Raw genomic sequence first — 17,504 nt, 5'->3', positions numbered from 1 at the left:
TAAAAAGTCTGGTAAACCAGACTAGATTATATTAATAGGGAATAGGGAACAGAAGGATTTTACAATTGAAATAGGATTTCTATAGCACTAGAAGAGACTTTCACATCCAGGCTGATCAATCAGCACTCCGGTTGGACAATCTCTGAGTTGTGATTCTACCCGATTAAATATTTTGTACACATCTTCAATCACATCTGCCTCAGCTTTATTTGCCCGTCCTTTGGCAATTACCGAAGGATTGACGGGTGGCGGATTAAAAGCTAATCTAATCCGTTTAGCTTCCAGTTGACTAATCAAATAAACCGATTCAATTCCACAACTACTATTAAGATTTAACTCTGGATCAATACAGTAATTATTCCCATTTCTTCTTCCAGCAGCATGAATTCCAATTAATTCTCCATTTTGATTAAACACTGGACTCCCACTCATCCCTGGTTTAGTCCAGTTATCATACATAATGTTATACCCACCATTTGAAAAGGGAGTATCATCAACTTTAACTAACTGACCGGGACTAAAAACACGCTTAATCCTAATAAGTCCGTCTTCTGGTTTAGGCCAACCGGATAGATAAACTGGCTCATTAACTTGAATCTGTTCAGAATTACCCATGACAGCAATTGGATAATCCTTATTAGCAGTGAATTTAACTAAGGCTAAGTCAAAGCCTGCAATGGGTAAATCCCTGGACTGATAGTTGCCAAATCGAATAATATTATCCCCAACATCCAAAACTTCATGAAATTTTTCATCCCAGGTCACGACTCCCCAAAGACCTTCGGGATTAGGTCGTTTAACAACGTGAGTATTGGTAACTGCATAATAAGTATTTCCATTGCGGGCAACAATCACACCCGAACCAGGATTAAAGACTTCTTGCCTTCCATCACTTGTGTTTAAAGCTTGCCCAATTAAAACTGTAGTTTGAGAAGACATTGCATCAATATCATCGGGCGTAATTGCTTGAGAAGGGTAACTGAATAAAATTAAGCTGAACGCTGTAATTACCCCTAAAAACAACGACAAGATTTTAGAGCCTCGACGGGAGATAATCATAATTGTTAACATCATCAACTCTAATTGTGTAAAAACTCCTGAGTTCTAAAATAATGTTTCTGAAACCGGAGGAGTTTGGGGTTTCTGATACAGCGAAATGGGAATCGCCCAACTTAAGGCTTCCATTTGCTGAAATAAATCCTCTGAAGGGACTGTTCCATCCTCAAATTTAAACACATCAATTCCTTGAAACGGATATTTGAGGCGACCATTAATGCCGATTAACCGACCGTATTGATTGAAAACAGGCCCTCCACTCATGCCATTTTCAACTTCATTGGTGTAACCGAGTTGGTATCCTTTGGGAAGCGATCGCGCCAACAACATTCCTACCTTTCCCACTGTTAAATGGTAAGCTTTATTTCCCCAATCCTTTGTACTTAAGGGTGAATTTGGGTTGGGCCAATACCAATTCGGAAATCCAGCGGCATAAACTAATTCGCCAGTTGCAAGTGGCTGTAAGTCTATGGTAGCCACTTGATAGGATTGGTTACTCGTAAACTGAATTAAAGCTAAATCTAAGTTTGAAAACTGAACAGACCGCAGCCATTCAGCATGATAGGATTGACCGTCTGAGGTAAGAACTGTGTATTGGTTGTAATAGCTATTTTCCACAACATGATAGCAAGTCAAGACGGTATAGGTTTGTCCTTGGCGATCAATAATTACGCCCGATCCTAAACCGGGTTCTGTTAGAATTCTAACGGTAACTTGTCTAGCAATTTCTGGAACTGATACCGCCACGGGCGGTAAACGGGAAGTTAGTATTTCCGAGGATTGAACCTTGGCGGTACTTGTGATTAAACTCCGAGGCTGAGTTAGAAAGGGAATTCTTCTACCCCATAACAATTCCCCGAATACAGGATTAATAGCGAATAGTTGCAACCCAATTAAGGTAGATAGTAACTCCATTGTGAAGCCAATCAATATTAATTTTAAAAGAGTAGGGGGATGCCTCCATAGGACAACCCCTCAACAAGAGCTTACCTCGTTAATTTTTAGAGAGTGATTACAACAAGAGATCAGAAAGGTGTATCATCTGGAGCAGCTTGAGGTACAGGCTGAGGTGCAGACCCAGATGGCTGAGGTGCATAAGTAGGCTCAGAAGCTCCTAATTCCTGATCTAAATCACTAATATCAACTTGTACTCCTTCACCACTATCTTCCACAATACTACTTGATCCTGATACTCCAAAATTTGTTAACTCTTGCAGAATTTGTCCAACGCGAGGTCGATTTTCGGGTTTGAGAGTAAACAACATATTGCCGGAGTTGCAATCAGATTGACCTGCCCTTAGAATACAAACCACCAATAGACCGTTGACAGTTCCAGAATTAAAAAGCATTCCATTAAAACTTCCTCCATTCGCAGCGACGGCACTGTTCAGTTTAGGGGAAACCATTTGGCATCGGGTTTGAGGAGTATATTGATCTCCAAAATAACCTGTAGTCCATGTAATAACGGGTGCTTGTCGGCCATTTTTTTCCGCAACCGTTACTGTACCTACACAACGAACAGTTGTCATCGCTGGTGGCTGTACAGGTGGCGGTTGTGGAGGGCGCGGTGGTTGAGGTGCTTGGGTTCCAGGGTTCGTTCTGACGGGGGGCATTCGACCAGCTTGGGCTTCACTGGTTAACGTCACCATACCTGCTACAGCTATTGCTAAACATGATAAGGAAATGAGCCATTGGGATTTCATGAGATTTTTTCTCCTAATTAATATGGGTAAAAGATTGAACAAAAGCATCCTAATTATCAAGTTGTTACGATTAATTAATCCCCACCTGTTTTAACTAATCCGCAACTCTTTTAGAGTTTTTTTAACAACCAGTCAGAACCGCCCGTCGTCAGTTGGTTGTGGATTAGTTACTGGTGTCGGCGTATAGTCGGGTGAAGGATTACTAGGAGGTGGGGGAGCATCCAGAGGAACAATCTCGCCACTTGCCTGATCATAGGCATAGTTCCCAGCCTGTACTTCTGAAGTCGGTACAATACAGTAAACTTTGTTTGCTTCAAAAGCAATCTTCACTAAAGCTGTCCCCGCGTTACAATCGACGCGAGTTGCTCCCCAACTATTGATCATTGCAATATAGGGATCAGCAGGTTGTTTAGCGGCTAGCTGATTTATGCTTTCATCATAAACCCACTCTCCTGAGTCCCAACCCCTTGTACATCTTTTTTCACCTCTAATGTCAATAACTGCAACAACATCAGGGGTACTGCAAGCCGTTGAGGTTAAGTTTAGTTTTTTCATCACCTCGTCGGCATAGGGCAACTTTTCTTGGGGTATCACCACAGTATTATTACGTTTAATAACAAGGGTGATATAGTAATTTCCAGGCTTATCATTATAAGAAACTACACTAACTTTCCACGTCCCCCCACTACTAGCAGAATTTTTACCAAAAACCTCCTGTTGACCTCCAGCTAAGTCCAGATCAATAGGGCCAATAGGTGATTGATTGGGTGGATACACCACTAAAATAATATCAACTGTAGAGCCTTCTTCTCTTATCGCTGTGATTTGAATATTATCAGCTGCTACAGCCTCAAAGGTGTACTGTACTCCAGGATGATAACCTTTACCAGGAACAGCAACAGGATTTGATGAAGAATCGATTCTACCAGAAAGAGTCTTTGAGGACTCTAGCACTTGCTGTGCCATAACTCTGCCGATCAAACCTGCCGTTGTCGCACCTATCATGGCAACGGCTAGAACAATTCCTTGAAACAACTTAATGTACTTCATTGTCCATTAACCTTCCCTCAGTCTCAGATGAATCTAAAGCAAAAGTTAAAATTAATTAGCTTCTATAAATCCATCGAATCATTTATTTCTATAATAAAAGATAGCTAATTGGTTGTCATGCTATGTTAAGTAATTGTTACAAAACGTAAATTTTGGAAACAAGGAATCAGAAGTTGTATTTTTAGATATAAAGTCTTCTCATAAAAAAGTAATTTTGGGAAGCCCATGAAAAAATAAAACGGCTAAAAAATCAAAAAATGTTGTAGGATTCCGAAAAGTTGAAATAATTTCTGAAATATGATCCTATTCAAAACCCATTGGTTCCAAAAGACTTTATTCATCCTCTTAGCCCTGGTTCTAAGCGCCTGTAGTACCGCTCAATCCCAAATTCCATCTCGGTTGGTGGTAGCCACGCCCAGCGGCCCAGCCACCTTTAATCCGCCCTTGAGTCAATCGGCCTATACCGTCTTTGGTTATTTGTATGACCCGTTAATTCAAGACGACCCTGTAACCGGAGAATTAATTCCTAAATCCGGTTTAGCCGAAGGGTGGGAAATTTCTGATGATAAACAAAAAATTATTATTACTTTAAAAGACGGGTTGAAGTGGTCAGATGGAAAACCCTTAACCGTCGATGATATTATTTTTACCTATAACGATATTTATTTAAACGATAAAATTCCCAGCAGTTTTAAAGATATTTTACGAGTGGGAAAAAGTCGCAGCTTTCCGACGGTCAAAAAATTAGATAATCGCCGGGTGGAGTTTGCCGTTGCTGAACCCTTTGCACCTTTTTTACAATATGTAGCCGGATTAAGTATTTTACCAGCCCACATTTTAAAAGATTCAATTACCGAAACAGATAGTGAGGGAAACCCCAAATTTTTAACTACTTGGGGAACCGATACCAACCCTCAAGATATTGTTGGTAATGGTCAATATCGGATCAAAAGTTATACTCCTTATCAACGGGTAATTTTAGAAAGAAATCCCTATTATTGGCGCAAAGATAAACAGGGAAATTCCCAACCCTATATTGAAGAAATTGTCTGGCAAATTATTGAAAGTACCGATACTCAATTATTGGATTTTCGTTCCGGTTCCCTAGATACTTTAACGGTACAAACGGAAACATTTCCCTTATTAAAACCCGAAGAAAAACGAGGGAAATATACTATTTATAATTCTGGCCCCGATATGGGAACCGTGTTTATGTCATTAAATCTAAATCGCGGAAAAAATGCCCAAGGAAAACCCTTTGTTGATCCGATAAAGTCTAAATGGTTTAATAATAAAGCCTTCCGACAGGCGGTTTATTATGCCATTAATCGTGAGGCGATGAAAAATAATTTTTATTTGGGATTAGGAGAACTCCAACATTCTCCCATTCCAGTCCAAAGCCCCTTTTATTTATCCCCAGAAGAAGGATTAAAAACCTACACATATAATCCCGAAAAGGCTAGACAAATACTAATTGATGCGGGATTTAAGTATAATGATCAAGGACAATTACTCGATAGTGACGGTAATATTGTTCGCTTTACCCTCTTAACCAGTGCCGGGAAAAAAATTCGGGAACAAATGGTAACTCAAATTAACCAAGATCTGGGTAAAATTGGGATTCAAGTTGATTTATTATTTCTCAGCTTTAATACCTTAGTCGAACGTCTTTCCAGTTCTCGGAATTGGGATGCCTATTTAGGGGGATTCAGTGGAGGAGGAATTGAACCTCACGGGGGTTATAATATTTGGTCAGTGCAGGGAAGATTACACACCTTTAATCAGGGGCCCCAACCCGGAGAAACCGGGATTACCGATTGGCAAGTTTCCGATTGGGAAAAACAAGTGGATGATTTATTTGTGAAAGCTTCCCAGGAATTTGATCCGAAAAAACGCAAAGAACTTTATGGAAAAGCTCAAAAAATTATTTCCGAAGAACTGCCCCTATTATATATGGTAAATCCCCTCGCCTTTGAAGCCATCCGAGATCGGGTTGAAGGCGTTGAATACACCCCATTAGGGGGAGGATTTTGGAATTTGTATGAACTCAAAATTGCTGAATAATCGGTTTAAATTCTGATGAATCCTGAAGCATTACAACAGTTACTTGAATCCGTTGCATCCGGTGAAATTACCCCGACTGATGCCTTAGATAAAATCAAATACTTTGATTTTGAACCCGTCGGAGATTTTGCCCGCATTGACCATCATCGCAAATTAAGAACCGGATTTCCCGAAGTGATTTGGGGATTAAATAAAACCCCGGAACAAATTATTAAGATTATCGAGGTAATGCGTCAGCAAAATCCGGTAGTGATGGCAACTCGAATTGAACCCCATGTTTATCAACAATTGCAAGCCCAAATCCCCGATTTAAGATATTACGAAATCGCTAAAATTTGTGCTATTCACCCGGATGAAATTCCCCGATCTAATTCTACAGGAATAATTACGATTTTAACCGCCGGAACCGCCGATTTACCTGTGGCGGAAGAAGCTGCAATCACCGCTACCTTATCTGGTTTTGAGGTAAAACGGTTATCAGATGTAGGAGTTGCCGGAATTCATCGCTTACTAAGTAATTGGCCCGTGATTGCCGATGCGGATGTGTTAATTGTGGTGGCTGGAATGGAAGGAGCCTTACCGACTGTAGTTGGAGGATTAGCCGATTGTCCGGTAATTGCGGTTCCCACCAGCGTCGGTTATGGAGCCAATTTTAACGGGTTAGCCCCCCTATTAACCATGTTGAATTCCTGCGCCACCGGGGTAGGAGTGGTGAATATTGATAATGGGTTTGGGGCGGCAATTTTAGCCTGTCAAATTTTAAGATTAGGAGAACGCTTAAAACGCAAAATTGAGCATTAAGCAAGGGTTCCCTATTAAGTAGTTACACAAAATAAATTACCTAGTTGAGAGAGGGAACACCGGAACAGCCCCCCCTAGCCCCCCGTGCACGGCAGGGCTGTTTCAAAGTCGGGTGGAAAAGAGTAAAGAAAGAGCGATCGCTACCTGATAAAATCAAGAGCGACCGCTAGTTTTTTACAAAAATAAAGATGCTAACAACTCTAATAGAAAAACTGAAAAAAGTCAAGGATTACCGGAAAGCCCAAGGAATAAGGCATCCGATTTGGGTAGTATTATTAATAGTCATTTTGGGGCTAATGTCGAGAAATTTAGGGTACAGAGAAATCGAAAATTTTGCTAAAATCAATCAAAAAGAACTCAGTCAAGTTTTAAAAATTCAGCTAGAAAAACCGCCATCATACTCAACAATAAGAAGAGTAATAGAAGGAGTAGATTGGTCAAATTTAATCGAGATATTTAATGAGATGTGTATTAAACCTGAAAAAGTTGGAGAACAAAAAAGTTTCGGTTTATCAAGTGAATAGCAACTTTCACAAAGGCTGGAAACATCTGAAAATTGTGATTCAGATAGAAAGAAGTGGCAACAGAGGGAAAAAACCCTACAAAGAAAAAGTATATTATATCAGTAGTGCAGTCAACGAGGCGAAAACCTTAGCTCAAATTATTAAAGGACATTGGGGGATTGAGAATCAATGCCATTGGGTAAAAGATGTAATTTTTCAAGAAGATAAAAGCCGAATCCGTAACTTTCAAGCGGCTACCAACTTCTCAACTCTAAAAACTCTGGTGATCAATCTTTTCAGAAGTTGGGGTTTTGTATCAATAACAGAAGGACAACGGTGGTTAACTGATCACTGGCACAAAATTTTTATTATCTCGGAACTGTTTCCCCTGAAATCCTCAAGATAATCGAGTAAATCAGCGGCAAAAATCCAAATAAAATAGATATAAATCCTCTATGGTAAAGATATAGAGAAGTTTTTTTTGCTTAAAAATCAGAAAGATGATACCTTGAGCAATATTCCTGATAATTCAGTTAGAATTACTCGGTTTTTTCGCCGAATGAGGCAAAAATTGGGGAGTTAAATTGAGTCCCCAATTTTGGAAAATGAAACAGCCCTGCCAACAGCCCCCCCAAACCCCCCGTGCACCCGGTGTTCCCTGCTATAAAACCTCAAAAAATTAAAATCATGGCTTCCCAAAATCAAGTTAAACAATATTTGGCCCACTGGTTGCAGTTAGGCAAAAAAGTATTCATTCGCAACGGCGCAGACTACCGCCTACCGCAACCGGTGGTTCAAGGAGAAAGGTATAGCCAACAGTTTGAGGAATGCTGGAACGAAATTCTATCCCCCGAGTCTGGAGAATGCTATTTAGATGGAACCGAGCAAACCATTGAAGACCTACTTTCCTCCCAATGGGAAATCGAATCCTGTGGGCGGTGTTCCCTGATGGTTCCGGTGAAAGTTGCCGGAATGCCCCCCAATTGTTGTCCCTGTTTTGATTTACCCACCTGGCCAAATCTGGAAGTCCCCCTACCCCGTCTTCCCGTGAGTACCCGTCTCCATTTATTGAATATGTGCAACCGACTTGCACCCAACCGAGAAACAGAAAATCTGGATTGAAGTAGAGACGTGCCATGGCGCGTCTCTCTACACTGATAGGAATGTTGTTACAATAGTTAATATAAATTCGAAACTCAGCCCCGGCTTGATTTAAATTCACCCCATGACTATTACCCAACTCGAACCGAACGGATCATTTTCCCCTGCCACCATTGATGTTTCCTCCAAGTCCATGGACGAACATCATCCCCGGCCAGAGGGAACCATCCACAAGGAATCGGATCAACCTACTCTGCGCTACGATCCCGTTGCCATTGCCGACTATTACCGTTCTCGATTGTTCCAAGTCTGGGGACGCCTATTTAGAATTATTTGGAAATTCGGTTCCTTCGCCCTAGGATTATGGTTTGATGGCAAACGGGGAAAAAAAGTTAAAACCGAGAGAAAACGGGCAATTCAACTGCGAACTATATTAACCGAATTCGGCCCAGCCTTTATTAAAGTTGGACAGGCCCTCTCCACCCGGCCCGACGTTATGCCTACTTTATATTTAGACGAACTAACCAAATTACAAGATCAACTTCCCCCGTTCTCCAATGAAGTTGCCTATCAATTTATTGAAGAAGAATTAGGCGATCACCCCGATAATATCTATGCAGAATTAAGTGCCGATCCCCTAGCTGCGGCTTCCTTGGGACAGGTTTATAAAGGCAAATTAAAAACCGGAGAAACCGTTGCAGTCAAAGTTCAACGTCCAGGTTTATCCGAAAGTATTGCCCTGGATATTTATATTTTACGAACCCTAGCCCAGTTTGCAAAGAAAAGATTCAAATTTATCCGCAGTGATTTAGTCGCCATCATGGATGAATTTGGGGAAAGAATTTATGAAGAAATGGACTACAACCACGAAGGCAGAAATGCCGAACGATTTAAACAACTTTACGGTAATATTCCCGATATTTATGTGCCTAGAATTTATTGGGGTTATACCGGGCGACGGGTTTTAACCATGGAGTGGATTAACGGAACTAAATTAACCAATTTAGAAGAAGTTACTGCCCGAGGAATTGATGCCCGTTACTTAATTGAAGTGGGGGTACAATGTTCTTTAAGGCAATTATTGGAACATGGGTTTTTCCATGCCGATCCCCATCCAGGTAATTTATTAGCCAGTCCTGAAGGAAAATTAGTCTATCTCGATTTTGGCATGATGAGCGAGGTCAAACCCTATCAAAGATATGGGTTATTAGAGGCTATTGTGCATTTAGTTAATCGGGATTTTGAAGGATTAGCGAAAGATTATGTGAAGTTAGAATTTTTAAAGCCTGAAACCGATTTAACCCCAATTATTCCGGCTTTAGCAGAAGTGTTTAGTAATGCTTTGGGGGCGAGTGTTGCCGAACTAAATTTTAAGAGTATTACGGATCAACTCTCTGAGTTAATGTATGAGTACCCTTTCCAAGTTCCGGCTTATTATGCCTTAATTATTCGATCTTTAGTCACCTTAGAGGGGATTGCCATTAATGTTGATCCCAATTTTAAAGTGTTAAGTAAAGCCTATCCTTATGTAGCAAAACGACTTTTAACCGATCCTTCTGTCGAGTTAAGAACCTCCTTAAAAGATTTATTGTTTAAAGATGGATCATTTCGATGGAATCGTTTAGAAAATTTACTCAAAAATGCCCAAAATAGCGAGGATTATGATATCAACCAAATGCTGGATCAAACCCTAGACTTTTTATTTTCAGAGCGGGGAGAATTGATTCGAGAACAGTTAGGGAATGAGTTGGTTAAAGGTATTGATACAGCCTCTCGTAATGCGTTGACCACAGCCCAATCTAAAGTAGCGGAATGGATGGGAGTCAAAGTCCCCCCAACTCCCACCACAGCCCCTCAAACCACCCCCAATCAGAATAATTTAGAACAAATTCAAAGAATTGTGGGTATTCTCCAAGATACGAAAGGCTTTGATCCCATGCTATTAGTCCAGCGAGTTCCTGGTTTAATGGTTAAACCAGAAGTACAAAACCTGAGCCAAAAAGTGGCGGGGGAATTAGCTCAACGAGCCGCCGCCAGACTGATTCGGGAGTTATTTCTATCTTCTGATCCTCTAATTTATGAGGATAATCAATTAGGATCTACTGTTGAAAAAAACGGAGATTCTAGTCAAGGAAAATCCTTGCCTAAACAGCCCCTATCTCTACCACCCAGTCGTTAATTGATTATACCTTAATCTTAGAATGAACAAATTCCTCTAATCGCTTGATTCCTTTTTCAATCGTGATTAAATCCGTTGCGTAAGATAAACGAATATGGTCATCATTTCCAAAAGCATGGCCTGGTACGGAGGCTAAATGTTTTTCTTCTAGTAAGGAATTACAGAATTCAACGGAATTTAAACCTGTTTTTTCAATATTAATGTACATATAAAATGCACCATCAGGTTTTAGACAACTAATTCCTGAAATTGCATTTAATAAATTGAACATTACTTCTCGTCGTTTCGCAAAAGCTAGACGCATTTCCTCCACACAATCGAGGGAGTTTTCTAAAGCAGCGATCGCCCCATATTGAGCAAAAGTACAAACATTAGAGGTACTATGACCTTGTATACGAGTTGTGGCTTTAATAATATCCACATCTCCGGCTAAATAACCCAGACGCCAGCCCGTCATGGCAAAGGATTTGGCAAAACCACTACTAATTAAAGTAGATTTATAGCTTTCAGGATGGGCAGCAGCAATACTTAAATGTTGAGCATCATCATAAATAATTTTAGAATAAATTTCATCCGAAACCACTAAAATACCCGCTTCTACAACAACCTCAGCTAAGGCGCGAACTTCCTCTGGGGTATACACCATTCCCGTCGGATTAGAAGGAGAATTCAAAACAAAAAGTTTAGTCTTGGGTGTAATAGTTTGGCGCAATAAATCCGGGGTGATTTTATAACCAGTTTCTGCACCCGTTGGCACAATAACCGGAATCCCTTCCACCAGTTTTACCATTTCAGGATAACTCAACCAATAGGGAGACGGAATAATTACTTCATCCCCTGGATCAATCACCGCCACCATCAAATTATAGAGGGAATGTTTACCCCCATTAGTAACAATAATATTGTCACTTTTATAGTCTAAACCTGTTTCTTTACTTAAGGTTTGGGCAATTAATGATCGTAACAGGGGTTCCCCTGCTGCTGGGCCATAGCGAGTTTTGCCTTCATCCAAGGCTTTTTTAGCCGCAGCAACAATATGTGGAGGGGTATCGAAGTCCGGTTCGCCTACGCTAAAATTTAAGACATCCATCCCCTCAGCTTTCATTGCTTTTGCCTTCGCTGAGATCGCCAGCGTTACAGACGGTGGAACTTTTTCTACTCGCGCTGCTAGCTTCATACTTTAAAAATCTGTAATTTTCTGTTTCAATCTTTAGATTCTAGGAGGGGGATTGCATCGTGGCAACCCATTTGTTATAGAATGATAACATTATATTAGAATTGCTACGGTTTTTCTACAACAAATCTTAATCTATTGAGGTTAATGGATAATTATTTAGGGTTAAATAGTTTTCAGACCGTTTACCAATTTTTATTAATAAAGTTAAGCATTTATTTTATCGACGAAACAGTCAACCCATTCAAACTGCATGATATTGTATATACAAAACGCACTTAATAATATAGCATAACCAGATCGCGCTTTTGGTTAGTGTTGATAGAGAAAAGCAATGCTAGAGTCCTAACATATATATTAGCAATTGGCAATGATTTTGGACGAAGGGTTTACAGTATAACGATCAGCATCATCGGCGGCGCGAACGCCGTCCGCTGTATGCTGTTGTTAGGTCTGCATTGGTTGGCATTAAGCCCCAGCTAGCCCTCATTGAAGAACGGGTCCGGCAACGCCGGATTTCTCAACTTGGCGGCGGCACCCGCGCCAACGACTGGAAGACCTTTCGGATCGAGCAGGCCCAGTTGCACGAGCACACTCGCCTGATCCCACACGATGTGCTCGTAGGAGACCTTGTCACCTTCGATCCCGACGATCACCACGAACACCGCTTCAACCCGTTTCCCTGTGGGCTCGACTCCTGGCAGCATCCAGTCAATCTTGCTTGTGTGCGTGAACGAGATGATGATCTCATCGATCAGCCGTTCCTCGCTGTATGTGCGCGACACCGTTTCAAACATGACGTCAGGCGGAAAGAACTGGCCGATCAAGCGTTTCGCGTAGAACGCCCTGACGCCTCGCGAACCTTGGCCGCCAACCATGGTTGGCACGTTCACTAGATGCGGATTCGGCGCCATCGTAGCCAGCGTCTGGTCAAGGTCGCCGACCAGTTCCGCGTCCATATGGGCACTGAAGATCGCATCAAGTTTTGCCTGCAGGCTGGGAGATGACATGTCGTACCCTTCCTCTGGGTTGATTACTACCTAACGTTTGAATGGAGTTAAATCTTGTGATTTATACTCCCTAAATATTAACATACTTTTGCTTAGTTATTAGTGCGATCGCATTTCCCTCGATCCTAAATTGCTATAATAATAATCAACCCAAAAATCTTAATCAAGAATCTATGTCTACTTATAGCGCGGTATTGACTCAGGTTCTAAGACTTACACCAGATGAGCAACTGCGACTCATCTCTGAATTATTAGTATATGTTCGTCACCAATTTCAGCCTAAACCTAAGCGTAGTATTTTAGAATTAGAAGGATTGGGTGAGGAAATTTGGCATGGGATTGATGCTCAAGAATATGTGAATCACGAACGAAATTCATGGAATGGATAGCTCAGTTACACCGGAAAAGTTGTGGGATTAGACACCGCGCCTTTGATTTATTTTATGGAGCGAAATCCAAACTATTTAGAAAGGGCTATAATAGTAACAATATGGTGACTTAATATGACCACAGTTCAAAAAACAGTAGATATTAGTCGTTCACAAATGAGCGTGCAAGAATTATTACACCTGGTTGATGAAGGGATAGAGATTTTACTGACAGATGGTAATAACCCGTTAGCTCGTCTAGTTCCTATTGCTCAACAAAATGTACCTCGAATAGCCGGACTACACCAGGGAGAAATATGGACAAGTAATGATTTTGATGCACCATTACCAGATTTTGGGGAAGATAGAAATGTGCGATCGCACTTTGGGGAAGAAAGGAGCGAAACAATTATTCAAAGGTTAGAATAGTAAAAAAATAGTTTAGAGATGATATGCAGCGAATATTTGACACTCTCAGGTCTGAAGACGCTGAGATTCTGCGGACAGAATTAGTTTAACTTAATTCTCGCTACGACTGCCGCATATCGTCTACTGAGTTGATTGAGCATTATACCCAATCTTCCCGATACTTTTCTGAGGATATTTGCTGCCCCATTTAGATCAGCATTAACAACAAAACCATCAGATGTCCGATAAAGACCACGCTTAATTCTATTTCCAGATGCTTTCCACCCCATCAGTTTTTCACCGTATTTGGGCAGGGAGTCTCCATCTAAGAAACTAGCTTTTGAAGTATAGGCTTCTTCGGTTTCAACAAATTTAATCCCGTGCAAATCACAAAGTTGTTTTACACGGGATTTTAATTTACCCAAAGGCATTTGAACAAACTTTTGATTATTCAAATTACCTAAATTAGCATTAATTTTAAAACCTTCATTCCAACCCATTACTAAAGTTCCAATGCCATATTTCAGACAATGGTTAATCATCAGTTTGGCTGCTTTGTTAATCCCGTCACGCATTTGGTGATTTCGCTTACGAGTTACACGGTCTAACCAATTATCCCAATATCCTTGAGATTTACCTTCTTTGCGTGTTGATACTTTTTTATTCCAAAGTTGATTCTTAGCTTTCAAATCTCTAGCATCAATCAAAAAGGAATTTCCCAAGGTATCAACACAAGCTGCTAAATTATCAGCAGTTCCCAGGTCAATTGACAAGGCTTGGTTAATATCTAATTCATGGTGTTGTTTCTCTGCTTCGTAGGACATTTCCAGATAAAAAGCACCGTTCTTAGGAAGAATAGTAAATTCTTTAACCTTGGAATAATCAAGGTTTGATGGCATGGGCAAGAAAAATTCAGATACCCCAAACCATCTTTTGACTGTTGTTCCGAGCGCGAATCTAAGTTGACCATCAATCAGTTTTGGTCTTTGTCCTCCCGAATTGGGATAGGCAACTTTAAACAACTTTGAACTTTTTAAATAACCAGGAGGTTTAGGTCGGAAATGCAATTGACCTTTGATATACAAATCCTTTAAATTCTTAAAAGATTTAAAGGATTCCGTCACAGACATTAGGGTCTGCTGCATCGGTGTTGATGGCATTGATTGTGCCAATAAAGACTTGGCTACCGATGGTTCAAAAGCTAAATCAAACTTTCCTGTTAGTAATTTCCCTGTCTTAAAAAACGTTTGACGAGCAAAATAAATTCCCGTGTTGTATATTTTGCCTGACTGCTGACAGAGATACTCTAATAATGCACGGGTTTCTAGATCTGGAGACAACAATATTTGCTGTACTCCTATTGTTTTAGCCATTGACTCAACTATCACGACTATGTTAATTTCTTTATGATAGCATAATTGAATATTTCTAGGGGAATAAATTCCCCTGTGTCGTGTTTCCTCTCAGGTCTGAAGACACTGAGTTTCCACACTCCCATCTTGATCTTATGAGGCTATATTGAAGGGAAACCTTTTAGAATGGACGCGGGATGTTCCCAAACAGAGCGATCGCCCTATTAGAGTTTACGTTACTTTACAAGAAGATCAATCAAGTCTAAGTGCTGAGTTTCGCCGCCAAAAAACAGTTGAAATATTGGAAAAAATTGCAGCAAGTAATGTCTGTGCTGATATTAGCGATCCGGTGAAATGGCAGCGAGAGTTGCGTCAAGATCGTCCACTTCCAGGTAGGGATGGATAATGTGCTTAAATAAAGATGGGTGATCGCACTTAGGAAAATTAAGGGCGATCACATTTCCTTCAATCCTAAATTGCTATAATAACAATCAGCCCAAAAATCTTAACATCAAGCATATTGACAGAATCAGTTATTACCCCAATGTGAGAACTCCCGCCAAAAAATTCACCGCTAACGGCAAGATTGTTAACCATCTGGAACCTAGTAAAACTTCGGGAATCTCATCACCTGCAAAAACTGGGATCTCGAATTCTTGTTCACCTAATAGTATTTTGCCAGCATAAACATCAAAAGTGCTTTCTCCTTGTGCTGTGATCATTTCATTTTGCCGGACGAATTGCCAATCCAGACCATCTAAATCTTGTTTATTAATTGCCAGAAATTCTGTAAATCCCGTATCTAGCATTGCCTCCACAGTTAGATTTAAGCCATCAGCAGCAATCAAATCAATTTCAAAAAACAGTTCACCCCTACTTCCAAAAGTACCCTGAATCATATTTTGCCAGTAGCTCCACTTTCATTTAAGCAAAACATACAATGTACGGCATCAGGGTGTTTATGACGTGCTTCTTGACTAGCTACTTCTTGATCTTTGTTAATGAAATAATCGCCGCTGTCAGGTTCAATGGCAATATACCAGCCATAGTGTTCTGCGATGAGAGCGGGGCGAACTTGCTCAAAAATTGCTCGACAACGCTTATGAAATACTTCGCGTTCAGCTTTGCGTCGAGCTAGTGCTTCAGGCGATAAGGTGCGTTCTGGGAATATTCTGCCGCGAGGTGGGCTTTTTTTTGGTAGTGATTGAGTCATGGAGTTAAATCTTGTGATTTATACTCCCTAAATATTAACATACTTTTGCTTAGTTATTGGTGCGATCGCACTTCGGAAAATTAAGGGCGATCGCATTTCCCTCTATCCTAAATTGCTATAATAACAGTCAGCACAAAAATCTTAATCAAGAATCTATGTCTACTTACAGCGCGGTATTGACTCAGGTTCTAAGACTTTCACCAGATGAGCAACTGCGACTTATCTCTGAATTATTAGTATATGTTCGTCACCAATTTCAGCCTAAACCTAAGCGTAGTATTTTAGAATTAGAAGGATTGGGTGAGGAAATTTGGCATGGGATTGATGCTCAAGAATATGTGAATCACGAACGAAATTCATGGAATGGATAGCTCAGTTACACCGGAAAAGTTGTGGGATTAGACACCGCGCCTTTGATTTACTTTATGGAGCGAAATCCCAAGTATATAGAGATGATGCGACTTTTCTTTAAATCGTTTGATCTCGGTGATTTTAGGCTGGTGACATCAACAGTAACGCTAGTAGAAGTGCTAGTTTATCCCCTGCGACTGAGAAACACTATCTTGGCTCAAGAATATCGTGAAATATTGCTCAATCAAGAAGGTTTAACTGTGGTTGAATTAACTCCAGATATTGCTGAAAAATCAGCACAACTAAGAGCAACTTATAATTTGCGATCGCCCGATGCTATTCAAATGGCTACAGCTATCTGTGAGGGTGCTTCATTTTTTTTGACAAATGATGCCCGGTTGCCTTCTTTACCGGAGTTAACGGTTTTAGTTTTGGAGAATTTGAGAATTTGAGGGATTATTTTTGGATAGGAAGATAGGCGCGATCGCACTTTGGGGAAGATAGAAATGTGCGATCGCCAATCTAATGAGTTAAAATAAAAAAGACATATAACTCTGTAGTCAACATGGACAGGATATCGGTCAACCCTCAAATCCACTTCGGTAAGCCTTGCATAGCAGGTACCCGCATTACTGTTCAGAGTGTTCTCGAATTACTAAATGAAGGACTTTCTTTTCCAGAAATTATCCGAGACTACTATCCCGATTTGCAAGTAGAGGATATTAGAGCGTGTCTACAGTATGCGATCGCACTGGTGGCGGCTGAAGATGTGCATTTGGCATTAGCTTAAATTATGAAGTTTCTGATAGACCAAGATGTATACGCTGTCACCACAAAATTTTTGATTGATACAGGACATGATGTAATTGTTGTCGCTCAAATGGGTCTAGCGCAAGCAAGTGATGAAGAAATACTGACAGTAGCCCAAGCAGAAAATCGCATCCTTATTACGCGAGACAGAGATTACGGAAATCTTGTTTTTGTGAGGGCGATCGCAACAGGTGTGATTTACCTTCGAGTTTTACCTAAAACGGTGAATGCAGTTCATAACGAACTAGCAGGAGTCATAGAAAATCACTCTGAAGTAGAACTAAAAGGGGCATTTGTGGTTGTAGAGGCTGATGGACATCGGTTTAGAAAACCGCTTACATAGAGAGTTAATTAATTTGGT

General features: G+C 40.6%; 20 protein-coding genes and 1 pseudogene. 12 read left to right on the top strand and 9 right to left on the bottom strand.

Features of this window, described 5'->3' with window-relative positions:
- Positions 1 to 87 precede the first annotated feature (87 nt).
- The 4 genes from AC559H_RS11965 to AC559H_RS11950 form a co-directional block, all read right to left on the bottom strand.
- The gene (locus tag AC559H_RS11965) at positions 88 to 1,074 is read right to left on the bottom strand and encodes a S1 family peptidase (protein ID WP_081694838.1); all 987 of its coding nucleotides are present in this window, start codon (positions 1,072 to 1,074) and stop codon (positions 88 to 90) included.
- A gap of 30 nt (positions 1,075 to 1,104) precedes the next feature.
- Entirely contained in the window at positions 1,105 to 1,971 is an 867-nt protein-coding gene (locus tag AC559H_RS11960; protein ID WP_081694837.1) for a S1 family peptidase, read from the bottom strand.
- Positions 1,972 to 2,081: 110 nt separating this feature from the next.
- Positions 2,082 to 2,759 carry a COP23 domain-containing protein gene (locus AC559H_RS11955; RefSeq protein ID WP_051319844.1) on the bottom strand — a complete coding sequence of 226 codons (678 nt, stop codon included), beginning with the start codon at positions 2,757 to 2,759 and terminating at the stop codon, positions 2,082 to 2,084.
- A gap of 132 nt (positions 2,760 to 2,891) precedes the next feature.
- The gene (locus AC559H_RS11950; RefSeq protein WP_026795719.1) at positions 2,892 to 3,809 is read right to left on the bottom strand and encodes a hypothetical protein; all 918 of its coding nucleotides are present in this window, start codon (positions 3,807 to 3,809) and stop codon (positions 2,892 to 2,894) included.
- 297 nt (positions 3,810 to 4,106) lie between these two features.
- Here AC559H_RS11950 and AC559H_RS11945 point away from each other — a divergent pair, with 297 nt between their 5' ends.
- From AC559H_RS11945 to AC559H_RS11925, 5 genes and pseudogenes are all read left to right on the top strand, one after another.
- Positions 4,107 to 5,873: an ABC transporter substrate-binding protein gene (locus AC559H_RS11945; RefSeq protein WP_051319843.1), complete on the top strand. Its 1,767-nt coding sequence runs from the start codon at positions 4,107 to 4,109 to the stop codon at positions 5,871 to 5,873.
- Between the two features lie 15 nt (positions 5,874 to 5,888).
- Entirely contained in the window at positions 5,889 to 6,674 is a 786-nt protein-coding gene (larB, locus tag AC559H_RS11940; RefSeq protein WP_026795721.1) for a nickel pincer cofactor biosynthesis protein LarB, read from the top strand.
- Positions 6,675 to 6,862: 188 nt separating this feature from the next.
- Positions 6,863 to 7,583, top strand: a pseudogene (locus tag AC559H_RS11935) (ISAs1 family transposase).
- A 281-nt stretch (positions 7,584 to 7,864) separates the two neighbouring features.
- Positions 7,865 to 8,299: a hypothetical protein gene (locus AC559H_RS11930; protein ID WP_026795722.1), complete on the top strand. Its 435-nt coding sequence runs from the start codon at positions 7,865 to 7,867 to the stop codon at positions 8,297 to 8,299.
- Between the two features lie 103 nt (positions 8,300 to 8,402).
- Positions 8,403 to 10,457: an ABC1 kinase family protein gene (locus AC559H_RS11925; RefSeq protein ID WP_026795723.1), complete on the top strand. Its 2,055-nt coding sequence runs from the start codon at positions 8,403 to 8,405 to the stop codon at positions 10,455 to 10,457.
- 4 nt (positions 10,458 to 10,461) lie between these two features.
- On the opposite strand, the gene AC559H_RS11920 is transcribed toward AC559H_RS11925, so the two are convergent.
- Both AC559H_RS11920 and AC559H_RS11915 read right to left on the bottom strand, forming a co-directional pair.
- Complete coding sequence (locus AC559H_RS11920) at positions 10,462 to 11,634, bottom strand: pyridoxal phosphate-dependent aminotransferase (protein ID WP_026788665.1); 1,173 nt, start codon at positions 11,632 to 11,634, stop codon at positions 10,462 to 10,464.
- Between the two features lie 476 nt (positions 11,635 to 12,110).
- Positions 12,111 to 12,641 (bottom strand): nuclear transport factor 2 family protein, encoded by a 531-nt coding sequence (locus tag AC559H_RS11915; protein ID WP_026788664.1) that lies wholly within the window; start codon positions 12,639 to 12,641, stop codon positions 12,111 to 12,113.
- 173 nt (positions 12,642 to 12,814) lie between these two features.
- Here AC559H_RS11915 and AC559H_RS11910 point away from each other — a divergent pair, with 173 nt between their 5' ends.
- Together AC559H_RS11910 and AC559H_RS11905 are read left to right on the top strand one after the other, a co-directional pair.
- Positions 12,815 to 13,030, top strand: a complete 216-nt coding sequence (locus AC559H_RS11910) for a hypothetical protein (RefSeq protein ID WP_026788663.1) — start codon at positions 12,815 to 12,817, stop codon at positions 13,028 to 13,030.
- A 114-nt stretch (positions 13,031 to 13,144) separates the two neighbouring features.
- Positions 13,145 to 13,438 (top strand): type II toxin-antitoxin system Phd/YefM family antitoxin, encoded by a 294-nt coding sequence (locus AC559H_RS11905; protein WP_071782622.1) that lies wholly within the window; start codon positions 13,145 to 13,147, stop codon positions 13,436 to 13,438.
- An 80-nt stretch (positions 13,439 to 13,518) separates the two neighbouring features.
- Here AC559H_RS11905 and AC559H_RS11900 read toward each other — a convergent pair whose 3' ends face one another.
- Positions 13,519 to 14,790, bottom strand: coding sequence for an RNA-guided endonuclease InsQ/TnpB family protein (locus AC559H_RS11900; protein ID WP_051340427.1), 1,272 nt, complete (start codon positions 14,788 to 14,790; stop codon positions 13,519 to 13,521).
- Between the two features lie 145 nt (positions 14,791 to 14,935).
- Here AC559H_RS11900 and AC559H_RS11895 point away from each other — a divergent pair, with 145 nt between their 5' ends.
- Positions 14,936 to 15,175, top strand: a complete 240-nt coding sequence (locus AC559H_RS11895; RefSeq protein WP_052349355.1) for a hypothetical protein — start codon at positions 14,936 to 14,938, stop codon at positions 15,173 to 15,175.
- A 130-nt stretch (positions 15,176 to 15,305) separates the two neighbouring features.
- Here AC559H_RS11895 and AC559H_RS11890 read toward each other — a convergent pair whose 3' ends face one another.
- The gene (locus AC559H_RS11890; RefSeq protein ID WP_026788661.1) at positions 15,306 to 15,668 is read right to left on the bottom strand and encodes a hypothetical protein; all 363 of its coding nucleotides are present in this window, start codon (positions 15,666 to 15,668) and stop codon (positions 15,306 to 15,308) included.
- Positions 15,665 to 15,982 carry a hypothetical protein gene (locus tag AC559H_RS11885; RefSeq protein WP_026788660.1) on the bottom strand — a complete coding sequence of 106 codons (318 nt, stop codon included), beginning with the start codon at positions 15,980 to 15,982 and terminating at the stop codon, positions 15,665 to 15,667. Before AC559H_RS11885 ends, AC559H_RS11890 begins: the two co-directional genes overlap by 4 nt.
- A gap of 155 nt (positions 15,983 to 16,137) precedes the next feature.
- Here AC559H_RS11885 and AC559H_RS11880 point away from each other — a divergent pair, with 155 nt between their 5' ends.
- The 4 genes from AC559H_RS11880 to AC559H_RS11865 all read left to right on the top strand — a co-directional run bounded on the left by AC559H_RS11880 (position 16,138) and on the right by AC559H_RS11865 (position 17,486).
- Positions 16,138 to 16,353, top strand: a complete 216-nt coding sequence (locus AC559H_RS11880; protein WP_026795725.1) for a hypothetical protein — start codon at positions 16,138 to 16,140, stop codon at positions 16,351 to 16,353.
- A 54-nt stretch (positions 16,354 to 16,407) separates the two neighbouring features.
- Complete coding sequence (locus tag AC559H_RS11875; protein WP_148292274.1) at positions 16,408 to 16,785, top strand: type II toxin-antitoxin system VapC family toxin; 378 nt, start codon at positions 16,408 to 16,410, stop codon at positions 16,783 to 16,785.
- A gap of 113 nt (positions 16,786 to 16,898) precedes the next feature.
- Positions 16,899 to 17,123: a DUF433 domain-containing protein gene (locus AC559H_RS11870; RefSeq protein ID WP_026795726.1), complete on the top strand. Its 225-nt coding sequence runs from the start codon at positions 16,899 to 16,901 to the stop codon at positions 17,121 to 17,123.
- Between the two features lie 3 nt (positions 17,124 to 17,126).
- Positions 17,127 to 17,486 (top strand): DUF5615 family PIN-like protein, encoded by a 360-nt coding sequence (locus AC559H_RS11865; protein ID WP_026795727.1) that lies wholly within the window; start codon positions 17,127 to 17,129, stop codon positions 17,484 to 17,486.
- Positions 17,487 to 17,504 lie beyond the last annotated feature (18 nt).

Origin of the sequence: Planktothrix prolifica NIVA-CYA 540 (assembly GCF_963864145.1) — a bacterium.
Taxonomy (GTDB): domain Bacteria; phylum Cyanobacteriota; class Cyanobacteriia; order Cyanobacteriales; family Microcoleaceae; genus Planktothrix; species Planktothrix agardhii.
Note: the sequence above shows the minus strand (reverse complement) of the source record. Positions and strands in the feature narration are given on the sequence as shown.